Origin of the sequence: Pseudoduganella sp. OTU4001 (assembly GCF_038440195.1) — a bacterium.
Classification (GTDB): Bacteria; Pseudomonadota; Gammaproteobacteria; order Burkholderiales; family Burkholderiaceae_D; genus Rugamonas.
The window spans coordinates 1-21,279 of record NZ_JASATG010000014.1 but is presented as its reverse complement, the minus strand read 5'-3'; the positions used below and the strand labels follow the sequence as shown (position 1 = coordinate 21,279).

Genomic DNA, 21,279 nt, shown 5'->3' with positions numbered 1-21,279 from the left:
AGGTTTTTACGCAGCGCGCAGGGCGTCGACGATCTGCAGCCGGGCGGCGCGGAAGGCTGGCAGGAAGCCGCCCACGAAGCCCATCGCCAGCGCAAACAGCATAGTTTTGACGGCGATGGCGGGACTGAGCTTGAAACCGAACGCCAGCTCCGAGAAGGACTGGAAGTTGGTAGTCGAGAAGGACAGGAACTGCATGAAGGAGGCGCAGCCCAAGCCCACCGCGCCGCCGACCAGGGCCAGCAGCATGGCTTCGGCCAGGAAGGCGGCCAGGATGGAGCGGCGCTGGAAGCCCAGCGCGCGCAGGGTGCCGATCTCGCCCACCCGGTTGGCGACCGAGGCGTACATGGTGATGGTGGCGCCAATGGTGGCGCCGAGCGAGAACACGATCGATAGCACCAGCCCCAGGTAGCTGATGAAGTTGGACAGCGCCTTCGACTGGTCGGCGTAGAACACCCGTTCGCGCTTGGCCTGCACGGTCAGGCGCTGGTCGGATTCCAGGTCGCGGCGCAGGGTGTCGAACTGCTTGCCGTCGGCCAGGCGCACGATCACGGAGGAGTAGGCCAGGCGGCGGAAGGCTTGCAGCAGCTGTTCGGAGTCGCCCCAGATTTCCGAATCGAAGCCGCTGTTGTCGGCGTCGTACAGGCCGACCACGGTCCATTCGCGCTGGCCGAAGCGCAGGGTTTCGCCGATGCCCGCGCCTTCAAAGCGGCGCGCGATGCTGGCGCCGGCAATCACTTCCGAGGCGCCGGGACGGAACATGCGGCCGGCGGTGAGTTTGACCTGCTGGCGCATGGCCAGGCCGGTCGGCGTGATGCCGCGGATGACAACGTTGGATGGCTTGGCCGAACCGCGCTTGTGCAGGGATATCAGCACCACGGTTTCTTTCGACACCAGCGGTTGGCCATCGCTGCCCATGGCAATCGCAGGATGGCTGGCAATGATGGCGGCCTGGCGCCGGTCGACGCCGCTCTGCACTTCGGTTTCGGCCGAGCGGCGGATCACCACCACATTATCCTGCTCCCCGGTCGCCACCAGCGTGGTGCGCAAGCCCTCGTCCAGCATCAGCACGGTGGCGAACACGAACACCACCAGGGCCAGGCCGGCGGCCGTCAGCGCGGTGGTCAGCCGGCGCGTCCACAGGTTGCGGAAGATGTAGGAGAAGGGGATCTTCATGCCATGCCGTTAGCCGATGCTGCGCAGCCCCTCCACGATATTGACGCGCGCTGCGCGCAGGGTCGGCGCAATAGCTGCCACCACGCCTACCGCCAGTGCGGCCAGCACCTGCTGCAGAACCGTCAGCGGCGCCACCTGGAACACCGGGAACATGGTGCCCATGGCTTGCGCGAAGCCGCTCGCCAGCGGGAACAGCAGCAATACGCCGAGCAGGCAGCCGACGCCCGCCAGCAGCAGCGATTCGCCAAAGATCAGCGCCGCCAGGAAACCGGGGCCGAAGCCCAGCACCTTCAGCGTGGCATATTCCGCCAGCCGCTCGCGCGCGCTCATGGCCATGGTGTTGGCCATCACCGCCATGATGATGAGGATGACCACGAAGGACACTATGCGTACCGCCACCACAATCGCCTCCGACATCGATACGAAGCCTAGCTGGAACGCTTTCTCGGTCTCCGTCAGCGTTTCCGCCAGCGAGTTGCGGAACTGGGCGTCGATCGCGCCCGAAATCGCGGCCGCATTCTCCGGCTGGCCGATCTGCACCACGTAGACGCCCACCTGGTTGGCGCGGCGCGGATAGATCTTCTTCAGGCCCTCGTTCACGTAGTCCCAATGGAAGAACATGGTGGCGGTATTAGTGGTCTCCTTGCGCCCGTCGTAGATGGCGCGCACCACGAACTCCCATTGGCCGGGATAGATGGTGCCTTTGATCGGGATCGTATCGCCGACCTTGAAGCCGTACTGGTTGGCCAGCTTGCGGCCGACGATGGCGCCTTTGCGGTCGCGCAGGAAGGCGGCGCGGTCGGCTTCCGGCATGATGTAGTCGGGGTAGATGTCCAGGTAGCTGGCGCCGGAGACGGCGAACTGCGCGAAGAAATTCTTCGGGTCCTGGTAGATGCCGCCAAACCAGTTGGCATAGCCGACCCTGTTCACGCCTTCCACCGCGCGGATGCGGGCCTGGTAGGACAAGGGCAGGGGAAACACCAGCGAGGTGGCGTTGCGCGTCACCAGGGTGGTGCTGGCGGCGCCTTCCGCGCCGGCATACCAGGCGTCCACCACCGTTTGCAGGAAGCCGAAGGAAATGGTGGCCACCATCAGCCCCAGCACCGTCAGGATGGAGCGCAGCTTGTGGCGCCAGGCGTTGCGGCTGATCAGGCGGAGCAAGTACATGGGCGCGCCTCGTGTCAGGCCGTCTCGCTGAGAAGCTCGCCTTTTTCCAGGTGCACCAGCTTGCGCGCCTGTCGTGCGGCGTGGGAGTCGTGGGTGACCATGATGATGGTCTTGCCCAGTTCCAGGTTCAACTGGTTCAGCAGGGCCAGCACGTCGGCGGCGGACTGCTTGTCCAGGTCCCCGGTCGGTTCGTCGGCCACGATCAGGCGCGGGTCGGTGACGATGGCGCGGGCGATCGCCACACGCTGCTGCTGGCCGCCCGACAGCTCGCTGGGCAGGTGGTCCATGCGGTCCGCCAGGCCAACCATGGACAAGGTCAGTTCAACGCGCTCGCGCCGCTCGCGGCGGCTGAGGGAGGTGAGCATCAGCGGCAGCTCCACGTTTTCGAAAGCGGTCAGCACCGGCATCAGGTTGTAGAACTGGAAGATGAAGCCGACGTTGCTGGCGCGCCAGTGCGCCAGCGACGCCTCCGACATGCCGGCGATATCGAGCCCGTCGACGCGCAGCACGCCGCTATCCGGCTTGTCGATGCCGGCGATCAGGTTGAGCAGGGTGCTTTTGCCGGAGCCGGATGGCCCCATCAGCGCCGTGAAGTCGCCCGCCTGGATGTCGAGCGTGATATCGGTCAGCACCGGCACTTGCTGGCCGCCGCGCCGATAGGATTTGCTCAGGTGCTCAATCTGGACCAGCGGCGTCATTTCTTCGCCGCCGCGACGGCAGCGCCGTCCTTCAACTTTTCGCTCGGCGCCAGCACGACCTTGTCGCCCGGCTTGACGCCGCTGACTTCCACCAGTTCGCCCACCTTGCGGCCGGTGCGCACCGGCCGCAACCTGGCCTGCTCGCCCGCCACCACGAATAGCGCCGGCTTGCCGTCGCGCTGCACGATCGCGGCCGGCTGCACGGCCGTTACCGGCTTGCGGTCAGGCTCCGGCACCGGCTTGGACAGGAACGCCACCTTGGCGCTCATATCCGGCAGCACCCGCGGGTCCCTGTCGTTGAAGCGCACCTTGACCAGCAGCGTGGCCTTGCTGCGGTCCAGCGTCGGCACCATGCGCGACACCACGCCCGCCAGCCGCAGTTCGGGGAAGGCGTCCAACTGGATCTCGACCGGCTGCTCGGCCGTGATCTTGGCCAGCGAGGATTCGGAGACATCGGCCTCCACTTCCAGCGTGTCCATGTCGGCGATGGTCACCACCGCGCCCTTGCTGTCCGCGGCGGAAGAGAAGGGCGTGATGTTGTCGCCCACGTTGGCATTCTTGGTCAGGATCACGCCGTCGAATGGCGCGCGGATCTCGGTCTGGTCCACCGCCACGCGCGCGGCGCGGGCGCTGGCTTCGGCGGCGGCGATGGCGGCGCGTTGCGCGGCCACGGCAGCCTTGGCCTTATTCAGCCGGGCCTGTGCCGCATCGAAGCTGGAGGCCGCGATGAATTTCTGCGCCAGCAGCTCCTGCGCACGGTTGAAGGCCTGCTGCGCGTCGGCCTGTTCCGCCAAACCCTGCTCCAGATTGGCGCGCGCCACCTTCACATTGGCTTCCACCTGGCCGAGGTTGGCCGAGACATCGCGGTTTTCAAGCCGGGCCACCACTTCGCCAGCCTTGACGCGCGAACCTTCCAGCACGCCCAGCCACTCCAGGCGGCCGGTCGCCTTGGACGACAGCGCAGCCTTGCGCTGCGCCACCACGTAGCCGGTTGCGTTCAAGAGGGTGTATTCCTGCGAGGGCCAGGCATGCGCCACGGTGACCGTCTCCACATCCACCTTGCCGGCGCCGCGGCCGGCAAATACGGCGATGATGCCTACAGCGACCGCCCCAAGGGCCAGCCACTTCCATGGTTTGGGACGGCGGAGCGGCGCCGTTGCGCCGCGTTCGATCTTCAGTTTGGAGATGTCGGGAGCAGTCATGCACCCATACTACACCAGGTGATCCGCCAGCAGAGAATAGAGCTGGGCCGGTGTAATCGGCTTGACCAGGTGCGCCGCAAAGCCTGCCGCGCGCGAACGCGCCCGGTCGGCCTGCTGGCCGTAGCCGGACAAGGCCACCAGCCGCGTGTTGCCGTAGCCGGGCTGGCGCCGCAATTCGCTGGCCAGTTCGTAGCCGTCCATGCCGGGCAGGCCGATATCGAGGATGGCCAGGTCGGGCACGAAGCTGGCGCTGGCGCGCAGTGCGCTGGCCGGATCGCCCACCGCTTGTACTTCGTGGCCGCGCACCTCGAGCAGTGCGCGCAGGCCTTGCAGCACGTCCTGGTTGTCATCCACCAGCAGCACACGCCTCGGCGCAACAGCCGCCGACTCCTCGGGCGCGGGCGCAGCAGCAGCCGGTTCAGCGTGTGCCTCCGCCAGGGGCACCCGAACAGTGAACACGCTGCCGGTACCAGTGCCTGAGCTGGACACCGCGATCTGGCCGCCATGCAGCTCCACAAGGCTGCGCGCAATTGACAGGCCCAGGCCAAGGCCGCCGCGCGAGCGGTCCAGCGATTGCGGCGCCTGCACAAATTTATCGAACAAATGCGGCAGCATGTCGGCGCCGATGCCGATGCCGGTGTCGCGCACCGTAATCAACACGCGTCCATGCTCGGCGCGCGCGCTGACTGTAATGCGGCCGCCGGGATTGGAATATTTGGCAGCATTGGTCAGCAGGTTGACCAGCACCTGCACAAAGCGCATGGGGTCCGCATCCAGCGCCAGGCCGTCGGCCGGCACATCCAGTTCCAGGGTCTGCTGCCGTTCCTCCAGCAGGCCGCTGACCGTTTCCAGCGCCTGTCCCAGCAGACGGGAAAATTCGGTACGCTCCAGGCGCAGCGTGATCTTGCCCTGCGCAATGCGCGCCACATCGAGCAGATCGTCCACCAGCCGCACCAGGTGGTGGGCCTGGCGTTCGATCGCAGCATGCTCGCGCGCCACGCCGCCCAGGCCTTTCAGGCGCATCAGCTCCAGTGCGATCAGGATCGGCGACAGCGGGTTGCGCAGCTCATGCCCCACCATGGCCAGGAAATCGTCCTTGGTGCGGTTGGCAAGTTCCGCATCGCGGCGCGCGCGTACCAGCTCCGTCACTTCAAACGCGACGATGGCAATGCGGTCCACCTCGCCGCGTGCGTTGCGTACCGGCTGGTGCACGTAATCGAAATAGCACTCCTGCAGCGCGCCGTCGCGCTTCAGCATGACACGCCGCGCCTTGCCGATCACCGGCTGGCCGCCGGTCAGCGCCTGCTCCAGTTCCTCCACCAGGCCCTGGCCCTCCAGCTCCGGGAAGGCCTGGCGCAGCGTGCGCCCGACCAGTTCGCGGTGCCAGCTTAGTTCTACAAAGCGCTCATTGGCCAGCTCGAACTGCAGCTGGCGGCCGCGCACGATGGCGATGGCGGCCGGCGCCTGCTGGAAGGTGTTGGCCATGCGCGCCATATGGGCGCGTTCGGCCTGGCGGATGCGCGCCCGCATCAGCTGCGAATCGACGCGCGTCACCAGTTCGCGGGCGGAGAAGGGCTTGACCAAATAGTCGTCGGCGCCGGCGTTCACGCCTTCGATGCGTGCTTCTTCGCCGGCACGGGCCGACAACAGCAGCACCGGCACATCGTGCAGGTGATCGTCGCCGCGCATGGCGGCAATCAGGCCGAAGCCGTCCAGCTCCGGCATCATCACGTCGGATACCACCAGATCAGGCGTCTTGTGTTCCATCAGGCGCAGGGCTTCGCGCCCATTGGCTGCTGTGCTGACGTGCCAGCGCAGGCGCAAGAGGCGCGCCAGGTAGTCGCGCATGTCGGCATTGTCATCCACCACCAGCACATGCGCGCCCACAGTCAGCACACCTTCGTCATCGGCCAGGTCCAGGAACGGTTCGCCCGCCTCGGCCTCGGGTAGCCAGCGCTGTGCCTCCATCAGGAAGGCGTCGCGAGCATGGCCGATGCCGCCGCCCGGCGTGTGGGTCAGCTGCTCGTCGCGCAAGTGCGCGCGCCCCAGGGGCAGCGTAATGGTGAAGGTGCTGCCGACGTCCGGCACGCTGCGCAGCACGATTTTGCCGTGCAATAGTTCGACCAGGTCGTGCACCAGGGCCAGTCCGATGCCAGAGCCCTCGTGGGTGCGCGAACGCGCGCCTTCGATACGGTGGAAGCGCTCGAAGATGTGCCGCTGGTGCTCGAGCGCGATACCGACGCCGCTATCGGACACCGCCAGCACGGCGTTCTGGCCATCCTGGCGCAAGGTCACGGTAATGCCGCCCTCGAAAGTGAATTTGAAAGCGTTGGACAGCAGGTTCAGGACGATCTTCTCGAACATCGCGACATCCACCCACGCGCTGTCGCCAAGGTCGGTGCAGGCCACGGTCAGTCGCAGGCCGGCGCTCTCGATGACCGACCGGAAGCCGCTGGCCAGGTCGCGCGTGAGCGCCGCCAGGTCGACTTTGGCGAAGCTGGCTTCCATGCGGCCCGCCTGCACGCGCGAAAAATCGAGCAGGGTATTGACCAGTTTTTGCAGGCGCAAGGCGTTGCGCTGCGCCAGCAGCAGCCGCTCATGGTGGACGATGGGCAGGCGTTGCGCGCTGTCGGCCAGGGCCTCTTCGATAGGGCCCAGCAACAGCGTCAGCGGCGTGCGGAATTCGTGGCTTACGTTGCTGAAGAAGGCGGTCTTGGCGCGGTCCAGTTCCGCCAGCGCCTCCGCACGCTGGCGCTGCTCGGCGGCCGCGCTGGCGTTCTGTATGGCTGCCGTCACCTGGCCGGCCACCAGCTCGCAGAATGTGCGGTACTCCGCATCGAGCAAGCGCGCCGGGCTGAGGCCCAGCACCAGCACACCGTCCATGAGGGGCAGCGCCATCGCTTCGCGCACTGCCTGGTCGGCCAGGCTGCGCGGCAGGCCGGGCAGGCCGCCGGTCGGCACCACCACCGGCTGGCCGCTGGCCAGGACTTGCTGCACCGGCCACAGCGCCAGATCGCAGGCCGCTTCCGCCACGTGGGCAGTCTGCTGCAGGCGAACCTTGTCGCCCACGCGCTTGAACAGCAGGGCGAAGGGGATATCGGCCGGGTTCTCGGCAATGGTGTGCATGGCCGTGGCGCAGGCGCTGGCCACGTCCTGCTCGCGCAGGGCCGACGCCGACAGCGCCGAGAGCGACGCCAGGCGGCGCGCATTCAGCCGCGAAGCGGTCGTGTCGGTGGAAGGGCAGAACAGGCCGCCCACTGCACCGGCCTCGTTGAAGATCGGGCTGTAGGAGAAGGAGTACCAGACTTCCTCCAGCCAGTCGCCCCGGCTCATGAAGAGCTGGACCGCCTCCACATAGCTTGGCTGCGCGCGTTCAAACACTTTGTCCGCCAGCGGGCCGCAGAAATGCCAGATCTCAGCCCATACATCGCGCGCTGGCCGGCCCAGGGCGCTGGGATGCTTGGCGGCGCCCAATACGTCGATATAGGCGTCGTTATAAAGGAAGGTCGCATCGGGCCCCCAGCCAATCCAGATCGGATGACTGGAGTTGAGCATCAGGTTGACGGTGGTGCGCAAGCTTTGCGGCCACGCGTCGAGCGGCCCGAGCGGGGTGGAAGACCAGTCAAATCCTGCGATTTGCTGGCCCAGGTCGCCTGGGGATGCGAGAAATTGCAGGCCTTCCGGTGCGTTAGTCACGAGTTTCTCAATAGGCAATTTTTATCAATTCTGCACTGTACGAAACTTGTGGGGCGCACACAAGTGCAACCAGAGGTAGAAGTTTGACAGCACGATGCAAGCAACGGATACTGGGGCGATGACGATGCCGCCGTTCCCGATCCGGAAAGAGTGTCCGCCAGGTGCTTGCGATTGCGACCGCGAGTTGCTGTTGGACGACCCGCAAGCCGACCTGCGCATCCTTCGCCTGACGAAGGAGGAAGAGAAGCGCCTGCTGGAGCGGATCGAAGCCATCGCCACCTATTCCGAGCTGATGCGGGTCGGCCAGCGCCTGCAGGAGCAGCTGGGCGTATCGATCCGCATCGCCCCCGGTCCGAACGAGGTGCGCACCGTGCGCGGTTTCCAGATCGAGCTGAGCCAGCGACCCGGCCTGTGCCGCAAAACCCGCCAGGCCGTGCCCGCCGCAGTGCGCCGCTGCCTGGAACGTCATCCGGAAATCGCTTTTGCCATCCTGAATGCCCATGATTTGTTTGCCGAGCAGTAAAATACTTTACTTTTCGTCACACTGAGGGCCCGCATGTTCCGCAATCTACCGCGCCGGCTTGGCGCGGCAATCCTGGCTGCTGTTCTGTCCCACGCGCCGGCCTGGGCGCAGGATGTGGCTGCTCAACATGGGCGGCTGGACCAGCTGCGCGAATTTTCCTACCTGGCCCCCAGCCATACCCTGGCCGAACTGCGCAAACTGAAGCCCCAGGTTGGGCAATGGCCGCAGCGCGACCAGGCGGCTTACTATTCCTTGCTCAGCAATGTACTGCGCGGCACCGACAGTGGCGCCGCGCTGCAGGCTGCCGAGACTGAAGAGCGCATCGGGCGCCAGCTGGGCGATGAGTCCATCGTCGCCAACAGCCTGCTGGACCGCGCCTACGTCAAGTCGGTGCAAGGCGAGGATGAGGCCGCGACCCTGGCGCTGGCCATGGCGCACCAGATGGCGCAGCAGACGAAGGACCTGGCGATGCAGGCCAAGACGACGATTACTTCGGGGCAGGACGCTATCCGGCAGGGCAATGGCCGTAAAGGGTTGGAGCACATGGACCGCGCCGTGACGCTGGCCAATGCCTCGAACCAGCCCGTGATCCAGTTCATGGCCCTGCGCGCACGCGCCCTTGCGCTGAGCGGATTGGCGGGCGAGGGCCAGCAGGCGCTGAAGGCAGTCGATGCGCTGAAAGCCAAGGCCGCAGCCATTCCGCTCGACGGGATTGCCATCCGGGCCAGCTATACGGAATGGCAGATCGCCGACGAGGCGGGGCAGCTGGCGCGGGCGCGCAGCGCATTGGCCGAGGTGGTAGCCTGGCTGCAAAAGCACCGGATGAACGAGATGGTGCCTCGCCTGCAAGTCTCGCTGGCCGACTTCAGCTTGCGCAGCCAGGACTACAAGGAGGCGCTGCGCCTAAGCCGGGAATCGAAGCAGGCCGGCCATGCGGCTGGCGATACGCTGGCCATCGAAACTTCACAATTCAACGAGGGGATCGCCCTGATCTACCTGGGCCAGCTGGAAGAAGGGCGCTCCATCGTCGAAGCGGCCAATTTCGACTATATCGATGCCGAAGCCTTGCTCGAATACGCCCGCGCGCTGGACTATGTGGGCCAAAAGGAGTTTGCGCTGAAGGTGTTCGCGCGCGCCTCGCGCAAGCTGCAGGACGACACCAGTGCCGAGGCCCAGTTGCAGAAGAAGAACCGTGAGAACGAGGAGCTGCTGCGCCAGAAAGACGACAAGGCGAAAGACCTGCGCAACGCGGAGAACGTGCAGCGCATCTGGTCGATGGTGGCCGCCGTGGGCGTGCTGGTCCTGCTGGTGCTCGCCTTCCTGTCGCGCAAGCTGTGGCTCGCCAACCTGAAGCTGAAGGGCGACCGGCCATAGACCGCGCGGGCTGGCGGAGATACAATTTCGCCTTTGCCCAACGCCGACAGCCCCATGACGATCCCCAGCCCTATCCAGCAAGCGCTTGAGCGCGCCCATCCGTCGTGGCGCCCGGTGCTGGAAAGCGGCCTGCGTGCCATGGCGGCGGCCAGCCCGACTTATCTGGCTGAGCTGGCGGTGGACAACTACCTGCCGACCGAGCTGCGCCTGTTTGCCGCCTTCGAGCAGCCACTGGAGCGCGTGCGGTACGTACTGGTAGGCGAGGGTCCATACCCGCGCGCCGAAAGCGCCACCGGCGTCTGCTTCATGGACGGCGCCGTTGGCAGCCTGTGGTCGGCAGAGGCGGGCGGCGGCCTGTCCAAGCCGGTCAACAAGGCGACCTCCCTGCGCAATTTCATGAAAATGCTGCTGGTGGCCGATGGCCAGCTGGAGGCGTCGAATAGCGCCGGCGAAGCGCTGGCTGCCTGTGCGGCCCGCGCCCGGAGCGGCGCCGCGATCCAGACCCTGGCTGAGATGCAGGAGCGCCTGCACAGCCACGGTTTCCTGCTGCTGAACGCGTCCCTGGTGTTCCGTCCGCACGTTGCTCCAGTGAAAGATGCTAAAGCCTGGCTGCCATTCTTCGACACGGTCATGCAGGCGCTGGCTGTCCAGCAGCCTAAATTGATTCTCTGGGGGAAGATTGCGGAGCAGCTCAACAAGCTGCCGAGCGTGCAGGCGCTGCCGCAGATCGTAGCGGAGCACCCGTACAACCTGTCGTTTATTGCCAATAAGGAAATGCAGGCCTTGTTCGGCCCAATGAATTTGCTGAAGCGCTAAGTTCGGCGCGCGTTACCCCTCGGGCGCCTGAAGGCGCGTCCGGCAAGGTCTGCGCAAGTCTGGTATACTTGACTAAATCGTTCAAGTAATCCGGCTAACAAATGCGCGACAGAACGATATTTTAACTGAGTTGAACCGAGGTTGTGATGCGTCTGACTACCAAAGGCCGTTTTGCTGTGACTGCGATGATTGACCTGGCTATGCGCCAGGGCAAGGGTCCGGTGACGCTGTCCGGGATCAGCCAGCGCCAGTCGATCTCCCTGTCTTATCTCGAACAACTGTTCGGCAAGCTGCGCCGCCACGAAATCGTGGAATCGATCCGCGGCCCTGGCGGCGGCTACAGCCTGGCCCGCAAGGCAGACAAGGTGACCGTCGCCGACATCATTATCGCTGTCGATGAACCGCTCGATGCAACCCAGTGCGGCGGCAAGGAAAACTGCCACGGCGCGGACCACGCGAATGGCACCCGCTGCATGACCCACGAACTGTGGGCCACCCTGAATGAAAAGATGGTCGATTACCTGGATTCCGTATCGCTGCAGGACCTGGTTGACCAGCAAAAAGCCAAGGCTGCGGCGGAACAGCCGGTAGTCGTACACCGCAACAGCAACCAAGCAGCGCTCGGTTAACCGATTTGGAGTAATTAGATGAACGCCCCTGAAAAGAACATCGCACCGGTAGAATTCAAGACCGCGCCGCATTTCCCGATCTACATGGACTACTCGGCCACCACGCCGATCGATCCACGCGTTGCGGACAAGATGATCCCTTACCTGCGCGAACAGTTCGGCAACCCGGCCTCCCGCAGCCATATGTACGGCTGGACCGCCGAAGCAGCGGTGGAAGAAGCGCGTGGCCACGTCGCCGCCCTGGTCAACGCCGACCCGCGCGAAATCATCTGGACCTCCGGCGCCACCGAGTCGAACAACCTCGCCCTGAAAGGCGCGGCCAACTTCTACAAGTCCAAGGGCAAGCACATCATCACGGTCAAGACCGAGCACAAATCCGTGCTGGACACCGTGCGTGAACTGGAGCGCCAGGGCTTCGACGCCACCTACCTGGACACCCAGGACAATGGCCTGATCACCATCGAACAGCTGGAAGCCGCCGTGCGTCCGGACACCATCCTGGTTTCGGTCATGCTGGTCAATAACGAAATCGGCGTGATCCAGCCGATCAAGGAAATCGCTGCCTTCTGCCGCAAGAAAGGCATCATCTTCCACTGCGACGCCGCGCAAGCGACCGGCAAGGTGGCGATCGACCTGCAAGACCTGAAAGTCGACCTGATGACCTTCACCGCGCACAAGACCTACGGCCCGAAAGGCGTGGGCGCCCTGTACGTGTGCCGCAAGCCGCGCGTGCGTATCGAAGCGCAGATGCACGGTGGCGGCCATGAGCGCGGCCTGCGCTCCGGCACCCTGCCTACCCACCAGATCGTGGCGATGGGCGAAGCCTTCCGCCTGGCGAAAGTGGAGATGGAATCCGAGATCGCCCGCATCCGCGCGCTGCGCGACCGCCTGGCGAAAGGCCTTCAGGAAATCGAAGAAACCTACGTCAACGGCGACATGGACCACCGCGTGCCGCACAACCTGAACGTGAGCTTCAACTACGTGGAAGGCGAGTCGCTGATCATGGCGGTCAAGGACCTGGCCGTTTCGTCCGGTTCCGCTTGTACTTCCGCTTCGCTGGAACCATCTTACGTCCTGCGCGCCCTGGGCCGCAGCGACGAACTGGCGCACAGCTCGATCCGTTTCACCATCGGCCGCTTCACCACCGAACAAGACGTCGACTTCGCCGTCGACCTGCTGAAAGGCAAAGTGGGCAAGCTGCGCGAACTGTCCCCACTGTGGGAAATGTACAAGGATGGCGTGGACCTCTCCACCATCCAGTGGGCAGCGCACTAATTACAGAATCTAAGGGAGCATCAAAATGGCATACTCGGAAAAAGTCCTCGACCACTACGAAAACCCGCGCAACGTCGGTTCCTTTGAAAAGGGCGACGAGACCGTCGGTACCGGCATGGTGGGCGCACCTGCGTGCGGCGACGTGATGAAGCTGCAAATCAAGGTTGGCGCGGACGGCAAGATCGAAGACGCGAAATTCAAGACCTACGGCTGCGGTTCGGCAATCGCCTCCAGCTCGCTGGTCACCGAATGGGTGAAGGGCAAATCGCTGGATGAAGCGCTGGCCATCAAGAACACCCAGATCGCGGAAGAGCTGGCACTGCCGCCAGTGAAAATCCACTGCTCCATCCTGGCGGAAGACGCCATCAAGGCAGCTGTGAGCGACTACAAGGCCAAGCACGGCGCATAAGCGAGGACGTTATGGCAGTCACCCTGACCGAAAAAGCAGCCAAGCATATCAACCGCTACATCGAGCGTCGCGGCAAGGGCATTGGCCTGCGTTTTGGCGTACGCACGACCGGCTGCTCCGGTCTGGCTTACAAGCTGGAATACGTGGACGAAGTGGCGGAAGAGGATTCCGTCTTCGAGTCGCACGGCGTGAAGGTCTTTGTCGACCCGAAAAGCCTGCCGTACATTGACGGCACCGAACTGGACTTCGCGCGCGAAGGCCTGAACGAGGGCTTCAAGTTCAACAACCCGAACGAGAAGGACGCTTGCGGCTGCGGCGAAAGCTTCCGCATTTAATATCGTGCAAAACCACTTCGAACTCTTCCAGCTTCCCCAGCAGTTCTCCGTAGATACGGCTGCGTTGGACGCAGCCTATCGCGAAGTCCAGAGCCGCGTCCATCCCGACAAGTTCGTCAACGCCACCGATGCCGAGAAGCGCGTCGCCATGCAATGGTCGACCCGCTCCAACGAGGCCTACCAGACCCTGAAGAATCCGCAGAAGCGCGCGCAATACCTGTGCGAGCTGAATGGCGTCGATTTGAAGATGGAATCCAATACGGCCATGCCGATGGAATTCCTGATGCAGCAGATGGAATGGCGCGAAGAGCTGGCCGAAGCACGCGCCGGCAAGGACGCCGACCTGCTGGACAAGCTGGATGGCCAGCTGCGCGCCGCGCGCAAGGCCCAGCTGGCGGAGATCGAGCAGCATTGCAATAGCGCTGACTATCACGCCGTCGCGCAAGGTGTGCGCGCGCTGATGTTCATCGAAAAATTCGGCGAAGAAGTGCGCTTCGCTTACGACGCCATCGAGGCGTAAAAGAACAATACAGGTTTCACCATGGCTCTTTTGCAGATTTCCGAACCGGGCATGTCGACCGCCCCGCACCAGCACCGCCTGGCAGTGGGTATCGACCTCGGCACCACCAATTCGCTGGTAGCGACCGTCCGTAGCAGCATTCCAGAAGTGCTGAACGACGAGGACGGCCATCCGCTGCTGCCTTCCGTGGTGCGTTATCTGCCGAATGGCCATGCCAATATCGGCCTGAAGGCGCAAGCCCACCAGACCACCGACCCGAAGAACACCATCGTGTCGGTCAAGCGCTTCATGGGCCGCGGCCTGAAGGACATCGCCTACGCCGAGAACCTGCCGTACGACTTCGTCGATGCGCCGGGCATGGTGCAGTTGAAGACCGTGGCCGGCGTGAAGTCGCCGGTCGAAGTGTCCGCGCAAATCCTGGCCACCCTGCGCCAGCGCGCCGAGGACTCGCTGGGCGACGACCTGGTCGGCGCCGTGATCACCGTGCCGGCTTATTTCGACGAAGCGCAACGCCAGGCGACCAAGGACGCCGCGCAACTGGCCGGCATCAACGTGCTGCGCCTGCTGTCCGAACCGACTGCGGCGGCCATTGCCTACGGCCTGGATAACGGCTCGGAAGGCATCTTCGCCGTGTACGACCTGGGCGGCGGCACCTTCGATATCTCGATCCTGAAGCTGTCCAAAGGCGTGTTTGAAGTGCTGGCCACCGGCGGCGACTCCGCGCTGGGCGGCGACGACTTCGACCACCGCCTGTTCTGCTGGGTGCATGAGCAGGAAAAGCTGGCGCCGTTGTCCGACGAAGACACCGCCACCCTGATGGTGAAAGCGCGCGAAGCCAAGGAACTGCTGTCGACCAAGGCGGAAGTGACCATCGACGCCATGCTGCGTTCGGGTGAAGAAGTCCACCAGCGCATCACCCCTGAAATCTTCGCCGACATCACCAAGCACCTGGTCGCCAAGACCATGAACGCGGTGAAGAAGGCCCTGCGCGACGCCAATGTCGATGCCGACGATATCGACGGCGTGGTCATGGTCGGCGGCGCGACCCGCATGCCGCACGTGCAGCGCGCAGTGGGCGAGTACTTCCACACCATCCCGCACGCCAATATCGACCCGGACAAGGTGGTAGCGCTGGGCGCCGCCATCCAGGCCAACCTGCTGGCCGGTAACCGCGCCGCAGGCGACGACTGGCTGCTGCTGGATGTGATCCCGCTGTCGCTGGGTATTGAAACCATGGGCGGCCTGGTTGAGAAGATCATCCCGCGCAACTCCACCATCCCATGCGCCCGTGCGCAGGAGTTCACCACCTTCAAGGATGGCCAGACCGCGCTGGCGGTGCACGTGCTGCAAGGCGAGCGTGAACTGGTGAGCGACTGCCGCTCGCTGGCGCGCTTTGAACTGCGCGGCATCCCGCCGATGGCGGCTGGCGCGGCGCGTATCCGCATCACCTACCAGGTGGACGCCGACGGCCTGCTGTCGGTTTCCGCGCGCGAACTGCGCTCCAATGTGGAAGCCTCGATCACCGTCAAGCCATCGTATGGCCTGGGCGACGACGACGTGGCGCGCATGCTGTCCGAATCGCATACCGAAGCGGAAGCCGACATGAAAGCGCGCGCCCTGCGCGAAGAACAGGTGGAAGCCGAGCGCATCATGCTGGCGACCCAGTCCGCGCTGGATGAAGATGCAGCGCTGCTGTCCGACGACGAGCGCGCCGCCATCCAGGCCCTGATGGCCGCCACCATGGACGTGCTGGTGAAATCCGGCAGCGGTGAAGCCGACCACTATGCGGTGAAGGCCGCCTACGAAGCCCTGGCCCAGGGCACCGAAGAATTCGCATCGCGCCGCATGGACCGCAGCGTGCGCAGCGCACTGGCCGGCAAGTCGCTGGACCAGGTTGTTTAATTGACTGAGGAATAGAAGTGCCACAAATCGTCATCCTGCCGCATGCCAAGCTGTGCCCTGAGGGCGCCGTGATCGAAACCGAAGCTGGGAAGTCCGTGTGCGACGTCCTGCTGGAGAACGACATCCATATCGAGCACGCTTGCGAGAAATCCTGCGCCTGCACCACTTGCCACGTGCTGGTGCGTGAAGGCTTCGACTCGCTGAACGAAGCGACCGAAACCGAGGAAGACCTGCTGGACAAGGCCTGGGGCCTGGAGGCGTGCTCGCGCCTGTCCTGCCAGTCGATCGTGGCGGAAGCAGACCTGGTCATCGAAATTCCGAAGTACACGATCAACCACGCCAGCGAAGGCGGCCACTGAGCCGAGGTGCACCATGCTGAAATGGAGTGATGTCACGGCGATTGCCGAAGCCCTGTACGACAAGTTCCCGGATGTCGATCCGACGACCGTGCGCTTTGTCGACCTGCACAACTGGATCGTCGACCTGGAAGAGTTCGACGACGACCATAAGCGCGGCGGTGAAAAAGTGCTGGAAGCGATCCAGCAGGCGTGGATCGATGAAGCAAATTAAGTCACCCGGCACTGCTACGCGCGTGCGGCTGCCTACGACCGTCACCGACATCCCTGAAGTCAAGCCCGGCCAGTCGGTTGCGCTGCTGCAGGAGCTGCACATCCTCACCCGCGACGGCAAGCTGAATCAGGATTCGCGCCGCAAGCTGAAGCAGGTCTACCACCTGTACCAGTTCATCGAACCGCTGCTGAACGATGTGCGTGCGGCCAAGGGTTCGGTATCGCTGGTTGACCACGGGGCAGGGAAGTCCTACCTCGGCTTCATCATCTACGACTTGTTCTTCAAGGCGCTGGGCGACGACTCGCACATCTACGGCATCGAAACCCGCGAAGAACTGGTCGCTCGCTCGGAAGAACTGGCGCGCAAGTTCGATTTCCCGGGCATGAGCTTCCTGCCGCTATCGGTGGCCGAATCAACCACCTCCGACAAGCTGCCGGAGCAGATCGACATCGTCACCGCACTGCATGCCTGCAATACCGCCACCGACGATGCCATCGACTTCGCGTTGAAGAAGAAGGCCAAGCATATCGTCCTGGTGCCGTGCTGCCAGGCCGAAGTCGCGTCGGTTTTGCGCAAGAACAAAGGCTCGGCGCTGGGCAAGAATGTGCTCACCGAATTGTGGCGCCACCCGATCCACACCCGCGAGTTCGGCAGCCAGATCACCAACGTGCTACGCTGCCTGCAACTGGAGTCGCACGGCTACCAGGTTACCGTCACCGAACTTGTCGGCTGGGAGCACTCGATGAAGAATGAGCTGATCGTCGCCACGTACAAAAACCTCCCGCGCCGCCGCCCCGCCGAGCGCCTGAAGGAAGTCCTCAGCACGATCGGCCTCGACGAAATGGGCAACCGCTTCTACACCGGCGCGCCTGCCACTACGCCAGCCGACGCGGCCGACGCCGAGGTGGCGCCGTGAGCGCCGGCTATCCGGCCGGCAGCGCCGCCACCACGCACGCTGCGGCCGACGGCGAGCGCTGGGTCGACCTGCGCAGCGACACCGTCACGCATCCAAGCCTCGCCATGCGCGAGGCAATGTTTGCCGCCCCAGTGGGCGACGATGTGTACGGCGACGACCCAACAGTCAACGTCCTGCAAGCCTACGCCGCCGAGCTATTCGGCTACGAAGCCGCCCTGTTCGCGCCAAGCGGCACGCAGACCAACCTGATTGCCCTGCTGGCCCACTGCGGCCGTGGCGATGAATACCTGGTCGGCCAGGACGCCCACACTTATAAATACGAAGGCGGCGGTGCAGCGGTATTGGGCAGCATCCAGCCGCAGCCAATCTTGAACCAGGCGGACGGCAGCATCGCCTTGCAGGACATTGAAGCCGCCATCAAGCCGCAAGACTTCCACTTCGCCCGCACACGCCTGCTGGCGCTGGAAAACACCATCGGCGGCAAGGTCCTGCCGCAGCAATACGTACAGCAAGCAACCGCGCTTGCCCATGCACGCGGCCTGGCAACCCACCTGGACGGCGCCCGCATCTGCAACGCCGCCGTCAAACAAGGCATCACGCTGCAGCAGGCAGTGCAAGGCTTCGACAGCGTCTCCGTCTGCCTCAGCAAAGGCCTCGGCGCCCCGGTCGGCTCCGTCCTGTGCGGCAGCAAGGAACTGATCGAGCAGGGCAAACGCTGGCGAAAAATGCTCGGCGGCGGCATGCGCCAGGCCGGCGTGATCGCAGCCGCAGGCCTGTACGCCCTGCAGAACAACGTCCAGCGCCTGGCCGAAGACCACGCCAACGCAGCCTGGCTCGGAGCCGAGCTGGCAAAAACCGGCGTGCTGCAAGTCAGCCAGCCGCAAACGAACATCCTGTTCGTCACCATGCCGCGCGAAGCCTGCGAAGGCCTGAATGCCGCGCTGGCAGCAGAACGCATCCGCGTCTCGATGGCCCCGACCATGCGCCTAGTGACCCACCTGGACGTGAGCCGCGCCGACCTTGAAAAGGTCGCCGGCGTCATCGCCCACTACTTCAAGCAATAATGAACAACGAAGACAACACCATCCGCCTCGCCAAGCGCGTGGCGGAAATGGTTCCATGCTCGCGCCGCGAAGCGGAAATCTACATCGAAGGCGCCTACGTCACGGTTGACGGCGAGGTAGTCGAAGAGCCGGGCGCCCGCGTTGCCCCGCACCAGCACGTGGTGCTGGCGCCCGACGCCACGCTGCTCGAAATCGCCCCCGTCACGATCTTGCTGAACAAACCGGCCGGCGCCGACCCGCTGGCCTGCTTGTCGCCCGACGCCCGCAGCGCCGACGCCAAGCGCACCCGCTTCCTGTCGCGCCACGTGCGCAACCTGACGGCCTGCCTGCCGCTGGAAAACGAAGCATCGGGCCTGTTCGTCTTCACGCAAGACTTCCGCGTCGCCCGCAAGCTGGTCGACGAAGGCGCCCTGGTCGAACAGGAACTGATCGTCGATGTAGACGGCGCCATCGCCGACAACGGCCTCGCGCAACTGAACCAGGGCAACGGAAAAGTCAGCTGGCAGAACGAGCGCCGCCTGCGCTTTGCCGTGCGCCCGCCCAAGCCATCCCTGATCTCCAAGCTGTGCGCCGACGTGGGCCTGAAAGCCACCGCCATCAAGCGCCAGCGCATCGGCCGCATCTCCATGGCCGGCCTGCAGCCGGGCGAATGGCGCTACCTGCAGGGCTACGAACGCTTCTGAACAAGAGTGCGTCCCTCTGCTGTCGGGCTGGATATGATTGAGCCAGGACAGTAGAGGAGGCCCTGATGAGCTACCCCAAGCTCAGCCAGATACAGATGGACAGCGCGCCTCAGCTGGACTTGACCACCTACGGCCTGGCCGGCTATGAAAGCGTCGCCCTGTATTTTGCCGAATTCCCGATCGGCGCCGCTGAAGCGATCTTCAGCTGGCAAGCCATGGCTGGCGCGGTCTACACCCTGCAATCGAGCAGCTACAATGACCCCGGCGTGCTGCTGGTGTACGACCAGGCGGGCAACGCCATCTTCGAAGATGACGGCACCGGCATTCCAGGCTCCGACCATGCCACCTTCTTCGCCCCCTACAGCGGCACTTTCTACGTCTTCCCCGCCTGGCGCCAGGGAAGCGGGGAAGGGCAGCATGGCGTCACCCTGAGCGTGTATGAAGACGTCACCCCCGCCGCCGCACCGGTAATCAGCGGCAGCGCGCTTGGGGAAGTCCTGAACGGCACAGCCGGCGCTGAAAACATCCTGGGCGCGGCCGGCAACGACAGCCTGCGCGGACGTGGCGGCGACGACTACCTCGATGGCGGGCCAGGCCTCGACATGGCCTTCTTCGCGAGTCCCCGTGCGGCGTATGAGGTGCGCGCCTACGGTGACCGCTTCCTGATGACCGACTTTTCCGGCAACGATGGGCGCGACCTGCTGTCCAATGTCGAGAGGCTGGTGTTCCCGGACATGTCGCTCGCAATCGACGTGGATGGCGGCGGCGGCAAAGCCTTCCGCATTTACCAGGCCGCCTTTGACCGTACCCCAGACATGGTGGGACTCGGCTTCTGGATCTACCAGATCGACCATGGCCTCAGCCTGGAAGCCATCGCCGGCGGCTTCATCGACTCCGCCGAGTTCCGCAGCATTTACGGCAACTCCCCCAGCAATTTCGACGTGGTGTACCGCTTCTACCAGAACGTCCTGCACCGCGAGCCCGATGCCGGCGGACTGGAATTCTGGGTGCACGTGCTGGATGCCGGCCTGGCAACCCGTGCGCAGGTGCTGATTGGTTTCAGCGAGAGCCCGGAGAACTATCTGCAGCTGATCGGCAGCATGAGCGACGGCGTTCCCTACACGCCCTGGGGCTGAAGCTGTAATCTGCGAAACAAATTGTAATTCTTGCCTTTCGCCCGGGCGCTCATGGCTAAGATTAAAACCAGGATAAACTTGGAGACTGCCATGAGCTACACCACCATTCCGTACTACACCAAACTCACCCAGTACGAAATGAACAACGCACCGCGCCTGCCGCTGACTGCATACACCGCCCACAATTACGAGAACGCGGTGCAGTACACGGCCAATTACGCCGGCGCAGCGGGAGCGGCAGTGTTCAGTTTTAACGCCATTGAAGGCGCCATGTACTCGCTCAGCTCCACCAGCTACAAGGACCCGGACGTGCTGCTGGTGTTCGACGACCGCGGCAACGCTATCGCCGAGGATGACCTGACCGGCGGCTGGGGCTACGACCACGTGACTTTTGTCGCGCCGTACACCGGCACCTACTATGTGGATGCGTCCTGGTGGCAGGGCGCCGGCTCCGGCCAGCAAGCCGTCACGCTCAGCATCTATGAAGACCTGGGCACCCTGAGCGGCAACAACATTGACGGAACCATCAAGGGCGAAGATATCAACGGTACCGCCAGCGACGACAATATCTTCGGTTACGAAGGGCGCGATTCCCTGTTCGGCGGACGTGGCAGCGACTACCTCGATGGCGGCACTGGCCTCGACGAAGCCTACTACCAGGGCAACCGCTCCGAATACTCGGTGCGTATTGACGGCGACCGCGTGATCGTCACCGACCTGGTTGGCAATGAGGGCAAGGACCTGCTGTCGAATATTGAACGGCTGGATTTCAAGGATGTCGACATTGCCTTCGACGTGAATGGCAACGCCGGCGAAGCGTACCGCCTGTACCAGGCTGCCTTCAACCGCGTCCCGGACAAAGGGGGCCTTGGCTTCTGGATCGCCCGCCTCGACGAAGGTGTCTCGCTCAACTCGATTGCCAACGGCTTTGTCAGCTCGCAGGAATTCCGCAGCATCTACGGCAGCCAGCCGAGCAACTACGACATCGTCTACAAGTTCTACCAGAACGTGCTGCACCGCGCGCCCGACCAGGGCGGCCTGGACTTCTATGTGGACGTCCTGAACAAGCACCAGGCCACCGTGGCCGAAGTCCTGGCCGACTTCAGCGAAAGCCAGGAAAACTACGCCGCCCTGATCGGCACCATGGAGAACGGCATCGAATACTACGCCTCCGCCTAAATCAACAGCCCA

The 21,279-nt window shown here is 64.1% G+C and carries 21 protein-coding genes; 16 read left to right on the top strand and 5 right to left on the bottom strand.

All coding sequences use genetic code 11. The annotated features are described in order from the left end of the window. Positions 1 to 6: 6 nt before the first annotated feature. The 5 genes from AAHE99_RS14375 to AAHE99_RS14355 are packed head-to-tail and all read right to left on the bottom strand — an operon-like array spanning position 7 to position 7,936. Positions 7 to 1,173 carry an ABC transporter permease gene (locus AAHE99_RS14375; RefSeq protein ID WP_342118037.1) on the bottom strand — a complete coding sequence of 389 codons (1,167 nt, stop codon included), beginning with the start codon at positions 1,171 to 1,173 and terminating at the stop codon, positions 7 to 9. Between the two features lie 9 nt (positions 1,174 to 1,182). After that, positions 1,183 to 2,340: an ABC transporter permease gene (locus AAHE99_RS14370; RefSeq protein ID WP_342118036.1), complete on the bottom strand. Its 1,158-nt coding sequence runs from the start codon at positions 2,338 to 2,340 to the stop codon at positions 1,183 to 1,185. A 14-nt stretch (positions 2,341 to 2,354) separates the two neighbouring features. Next, entirely contained in the window at positions 2,355 to 3,038 is a 684-nt protein-coding gene (locus AAHE99_RS14365; RefSeq protein ID WP_342118035.1) for an ABC transporter ATP-binding protein, read from the bottom strand. Next, the gene (locus AAHE99_RS14360) at positions 3,035 to 4,240 is read right to left on the bottom strand and encodes an efflux RND transporter periplasmic adaptor subunit (protein ID WP_342118034.1); all 1,206 of its coding nucleotides are present in this window, start codon (positions 4,238 to 4,240) and stop codon (positions 3,035 to 3,037) included. Before AAHE99_RS14360 ends, AAHE99_RS14365 begins: the two co-directional genes overlap by 4 nt. Positions 4,241 to 4,249: 9 nt before the next feature. Further along, entirely contained in the window at positions 4,250 to 7,936 is a 3,687-nt protein-coding gene (locus AAHE99_RS14355) for an ATP-binding protein (protein ID WP_342118033.1), read from the bottom strand. Between the two features lie 94 nt (positions 7,937 to 8,030). On the opposite strand from AAHE99_RS14355, the gene AAHE99_RS14350 reads away from it, so the two are divergent. The 16 genes from AAHE99_RS14350 to AAHE99_RS14275 all read left to right on the top strand — a co-directional run bounded on the left by AAHE99_RS14350 (position 8,031) and on the right by AAHE99_RS14275 (position 21,267). Beyond that, positions 8,031 to 8,459, top strand: a complete 429-nt coding sequence (locus AAHE99_RS14350; protein WP_446728927.1) for a hypothetical protein — start codon at positions 8,031 to 8,033, stop codon at positions 8,457 to 8,459. 33 nt (positions 8,460 to 8,492) lie between these two features. Next, positions 8,493 to 9,833 carry a hypothetical protein gene (locus tag AAHE99_RS14345; protein ID WP_342118032.1) on the top strand — a complete coding sequence of 447 codons (1,341 nt, stop codon included), beginning with the start codon at positions 8,493 to 8,495 and terminating at the stop codon, positions 9,831 to 9,833. A 54-nt stretch (positions 9,834 to 9,887) separates the two neighbouring features. After that, positions 9,888 to 10,649, top strand: a complete 762-nt coding sequence (locus tag AAHE99_RS14340; RefSeq protein WP_342118031.1) for a uracil-DNA glycosylase — start codon at positions 9,888 to 9,890, stop codon at positions 10,647 to 10,649. A 146-nt stretch (positions 10,650 to 10,795) separates the two neighbouring features. Beyond that, on the top strand, positions 10,796 to 11,278 hold the full coding sequence (gene iscR, locus AAHE99_RS14335) for a Fe-S cluster assembly transcriptional regulator IscR (protein WP_342118030.1): 483 nt from the start codon (positions 10,796 to 10,798) through the stop codon (positions 11,276 to 11,278). Between the two features lie 18 nt (positions 11,279 to 11,296). Then, entirely contained in the window at positions 11,297 to 12,553 is a 1,257-nt protein-coding gene (locus AAHE99_RS14330; protein ID WP_342118029.1) for an IscS subfamily cysteine desulfurase, read from the top strand. A 25-nt stretch (positions 12,554 to 12,578) separates the two neighbouring features. Then, positions 12,579 to 12,962, top strand: coding sequence for a Fe-S cluster assembly scaffold IscU (iscU, locus tag AAHE99_RS14325; RefSeq protein ID WP_342118028.1), 384 nt, complete (start codon positions 12,579 to 12,581; stop codon positions 12,960 to 12,962). Positions 12,963 to 12,973: 11 nt separating this feature from the next. Further along, positions 12,974 to 13,297: an iron-sulfur cluster assembly protein IscA gene (iscA, locus tag AAHE99_RS14320; RefSeq protein ID WP_342118027.1), complete on the top strand. Its 324-nt coding sequence runs from the start codon at positions 12,974 to 12,976 to the stop codon at positions 13,295 to 13,297. 4 nt (positions 13,298 to 13,301) lie between these two features. Further along, on the top strand, positions 13,302 to 13,817 hold the full coding sequence (hscB, locus tag AAHE99_RS14315; protein ID WP_342118026.1) for a Fe-S protein assembly co-chaperone HscB: 516 nt from the start codon (positions 13,302 to 13,304) through the stop codon (positions 13,815 to 13,817). Positions 13,818 to 13,838: 21 nt separating this feature from the next. Further along, a complete protein-coding gene (gene hscA, locus AAHE99_RS14310; RefSeq protein WP_342118025.1) occupies positions 13,839 to 15,719 on the top strand; it encodes a Fe-S protein assembly chaperone HscA in 1,881 nt (626 codons plus the stop codon). Positions 15,720 to 15,736: 17 nt separating this feature from the next. Then, positions 15,737 to 16,078, top strand: a complete 342-nt coding sequence (fdx, locus tag AAHE99_RS14305) for an ISC system 2Fe-2S type ferredoxin (protein ID WP_342118024.1) — start codon at positions 15,737 to 15,739, stop codon at positions 16,076 to 16,078. 16 nt (positions 16,079 to 16,094) lie between these two features. After that, positions 16,095 to 16,289 carry a Fe-S cluster assembly protein IscX gene (gene iscX, locus AAHE99_RS14300; protein ID WP_342118135.1) on the top strand — a complete coding sequence of 65 codons (195 nt, stop codon included), beginning with the start codon at positions 16,095 to 16,097 and terminating at the stop codon, positions 16,287 to 16,289. After that, on the top strand, positions 16,276 to 17,205 hold the full coding sequence (locus AAHE99_RS14295) for a class I SAM-dependent methyltransferase (protein ID WP_342118023.1): 930 nt from the start codon (positions 16,276 to 16,278) through the stop codon (positions 17,203 to 17,205). The genes iscX and AAHE99_RS14295 overlap by 14 nt, the downstream gene beginning before the upstream one ends. A 104-nt stretch (positions 17,206 to 17,309) precedes the next feature. Then, a complete protein-coding gene (gene ltaE, locus AAHE99_RS14290) occupies positions 17,310 to 18,269 on the top strand; it encodes a low-specificity L-threonine aldolase (RefSeq protein ID WP_446728931.1) in 960 nt (319 codons plus the stop codon). Next, positions 18,269 to 18,952, top strand: coding sequence for an RNA pseudouridine synthase (locus tag AAHE99_RS14285; RefSeq protein WP_342118021.1), 684 nt, complete (start codon positions 18,269 to 18,271; stop codon positions 18,950 to 18,952). Before ltaE ends, AAHE99_RS14285 begins: the two co-directional genes overlap by 1 nt. Before the next feature lie 65 nt (positions 18,953 to 19,017). Further along, a complete protein-coding gene (locus tag AAHE99_RS14280) occupies positions 19,018 to 20,088 on the top strand; it encodes a DUF4214 domain-containing protein (protein ID WP_342118020.1) in 1,071 nt (356 codons plus the stop codon). Positions 20,089 to 20,178: 90 nt separating this feature from the next. Further along, positions 20,179 to 21,267: a DUF4214 domain-containing protein gene (locus AAHE99_RS14275; RefSeq protein WP_342118019.1), complete on the top strand. Its 1,089-nt coding sequence runs from the start codon at positions 20,179 to 20,181 to the stop codon at positions 21,265 to 21,267. Positions 21,268 to 21,279 lie beyond the last annotated feature (12 nt).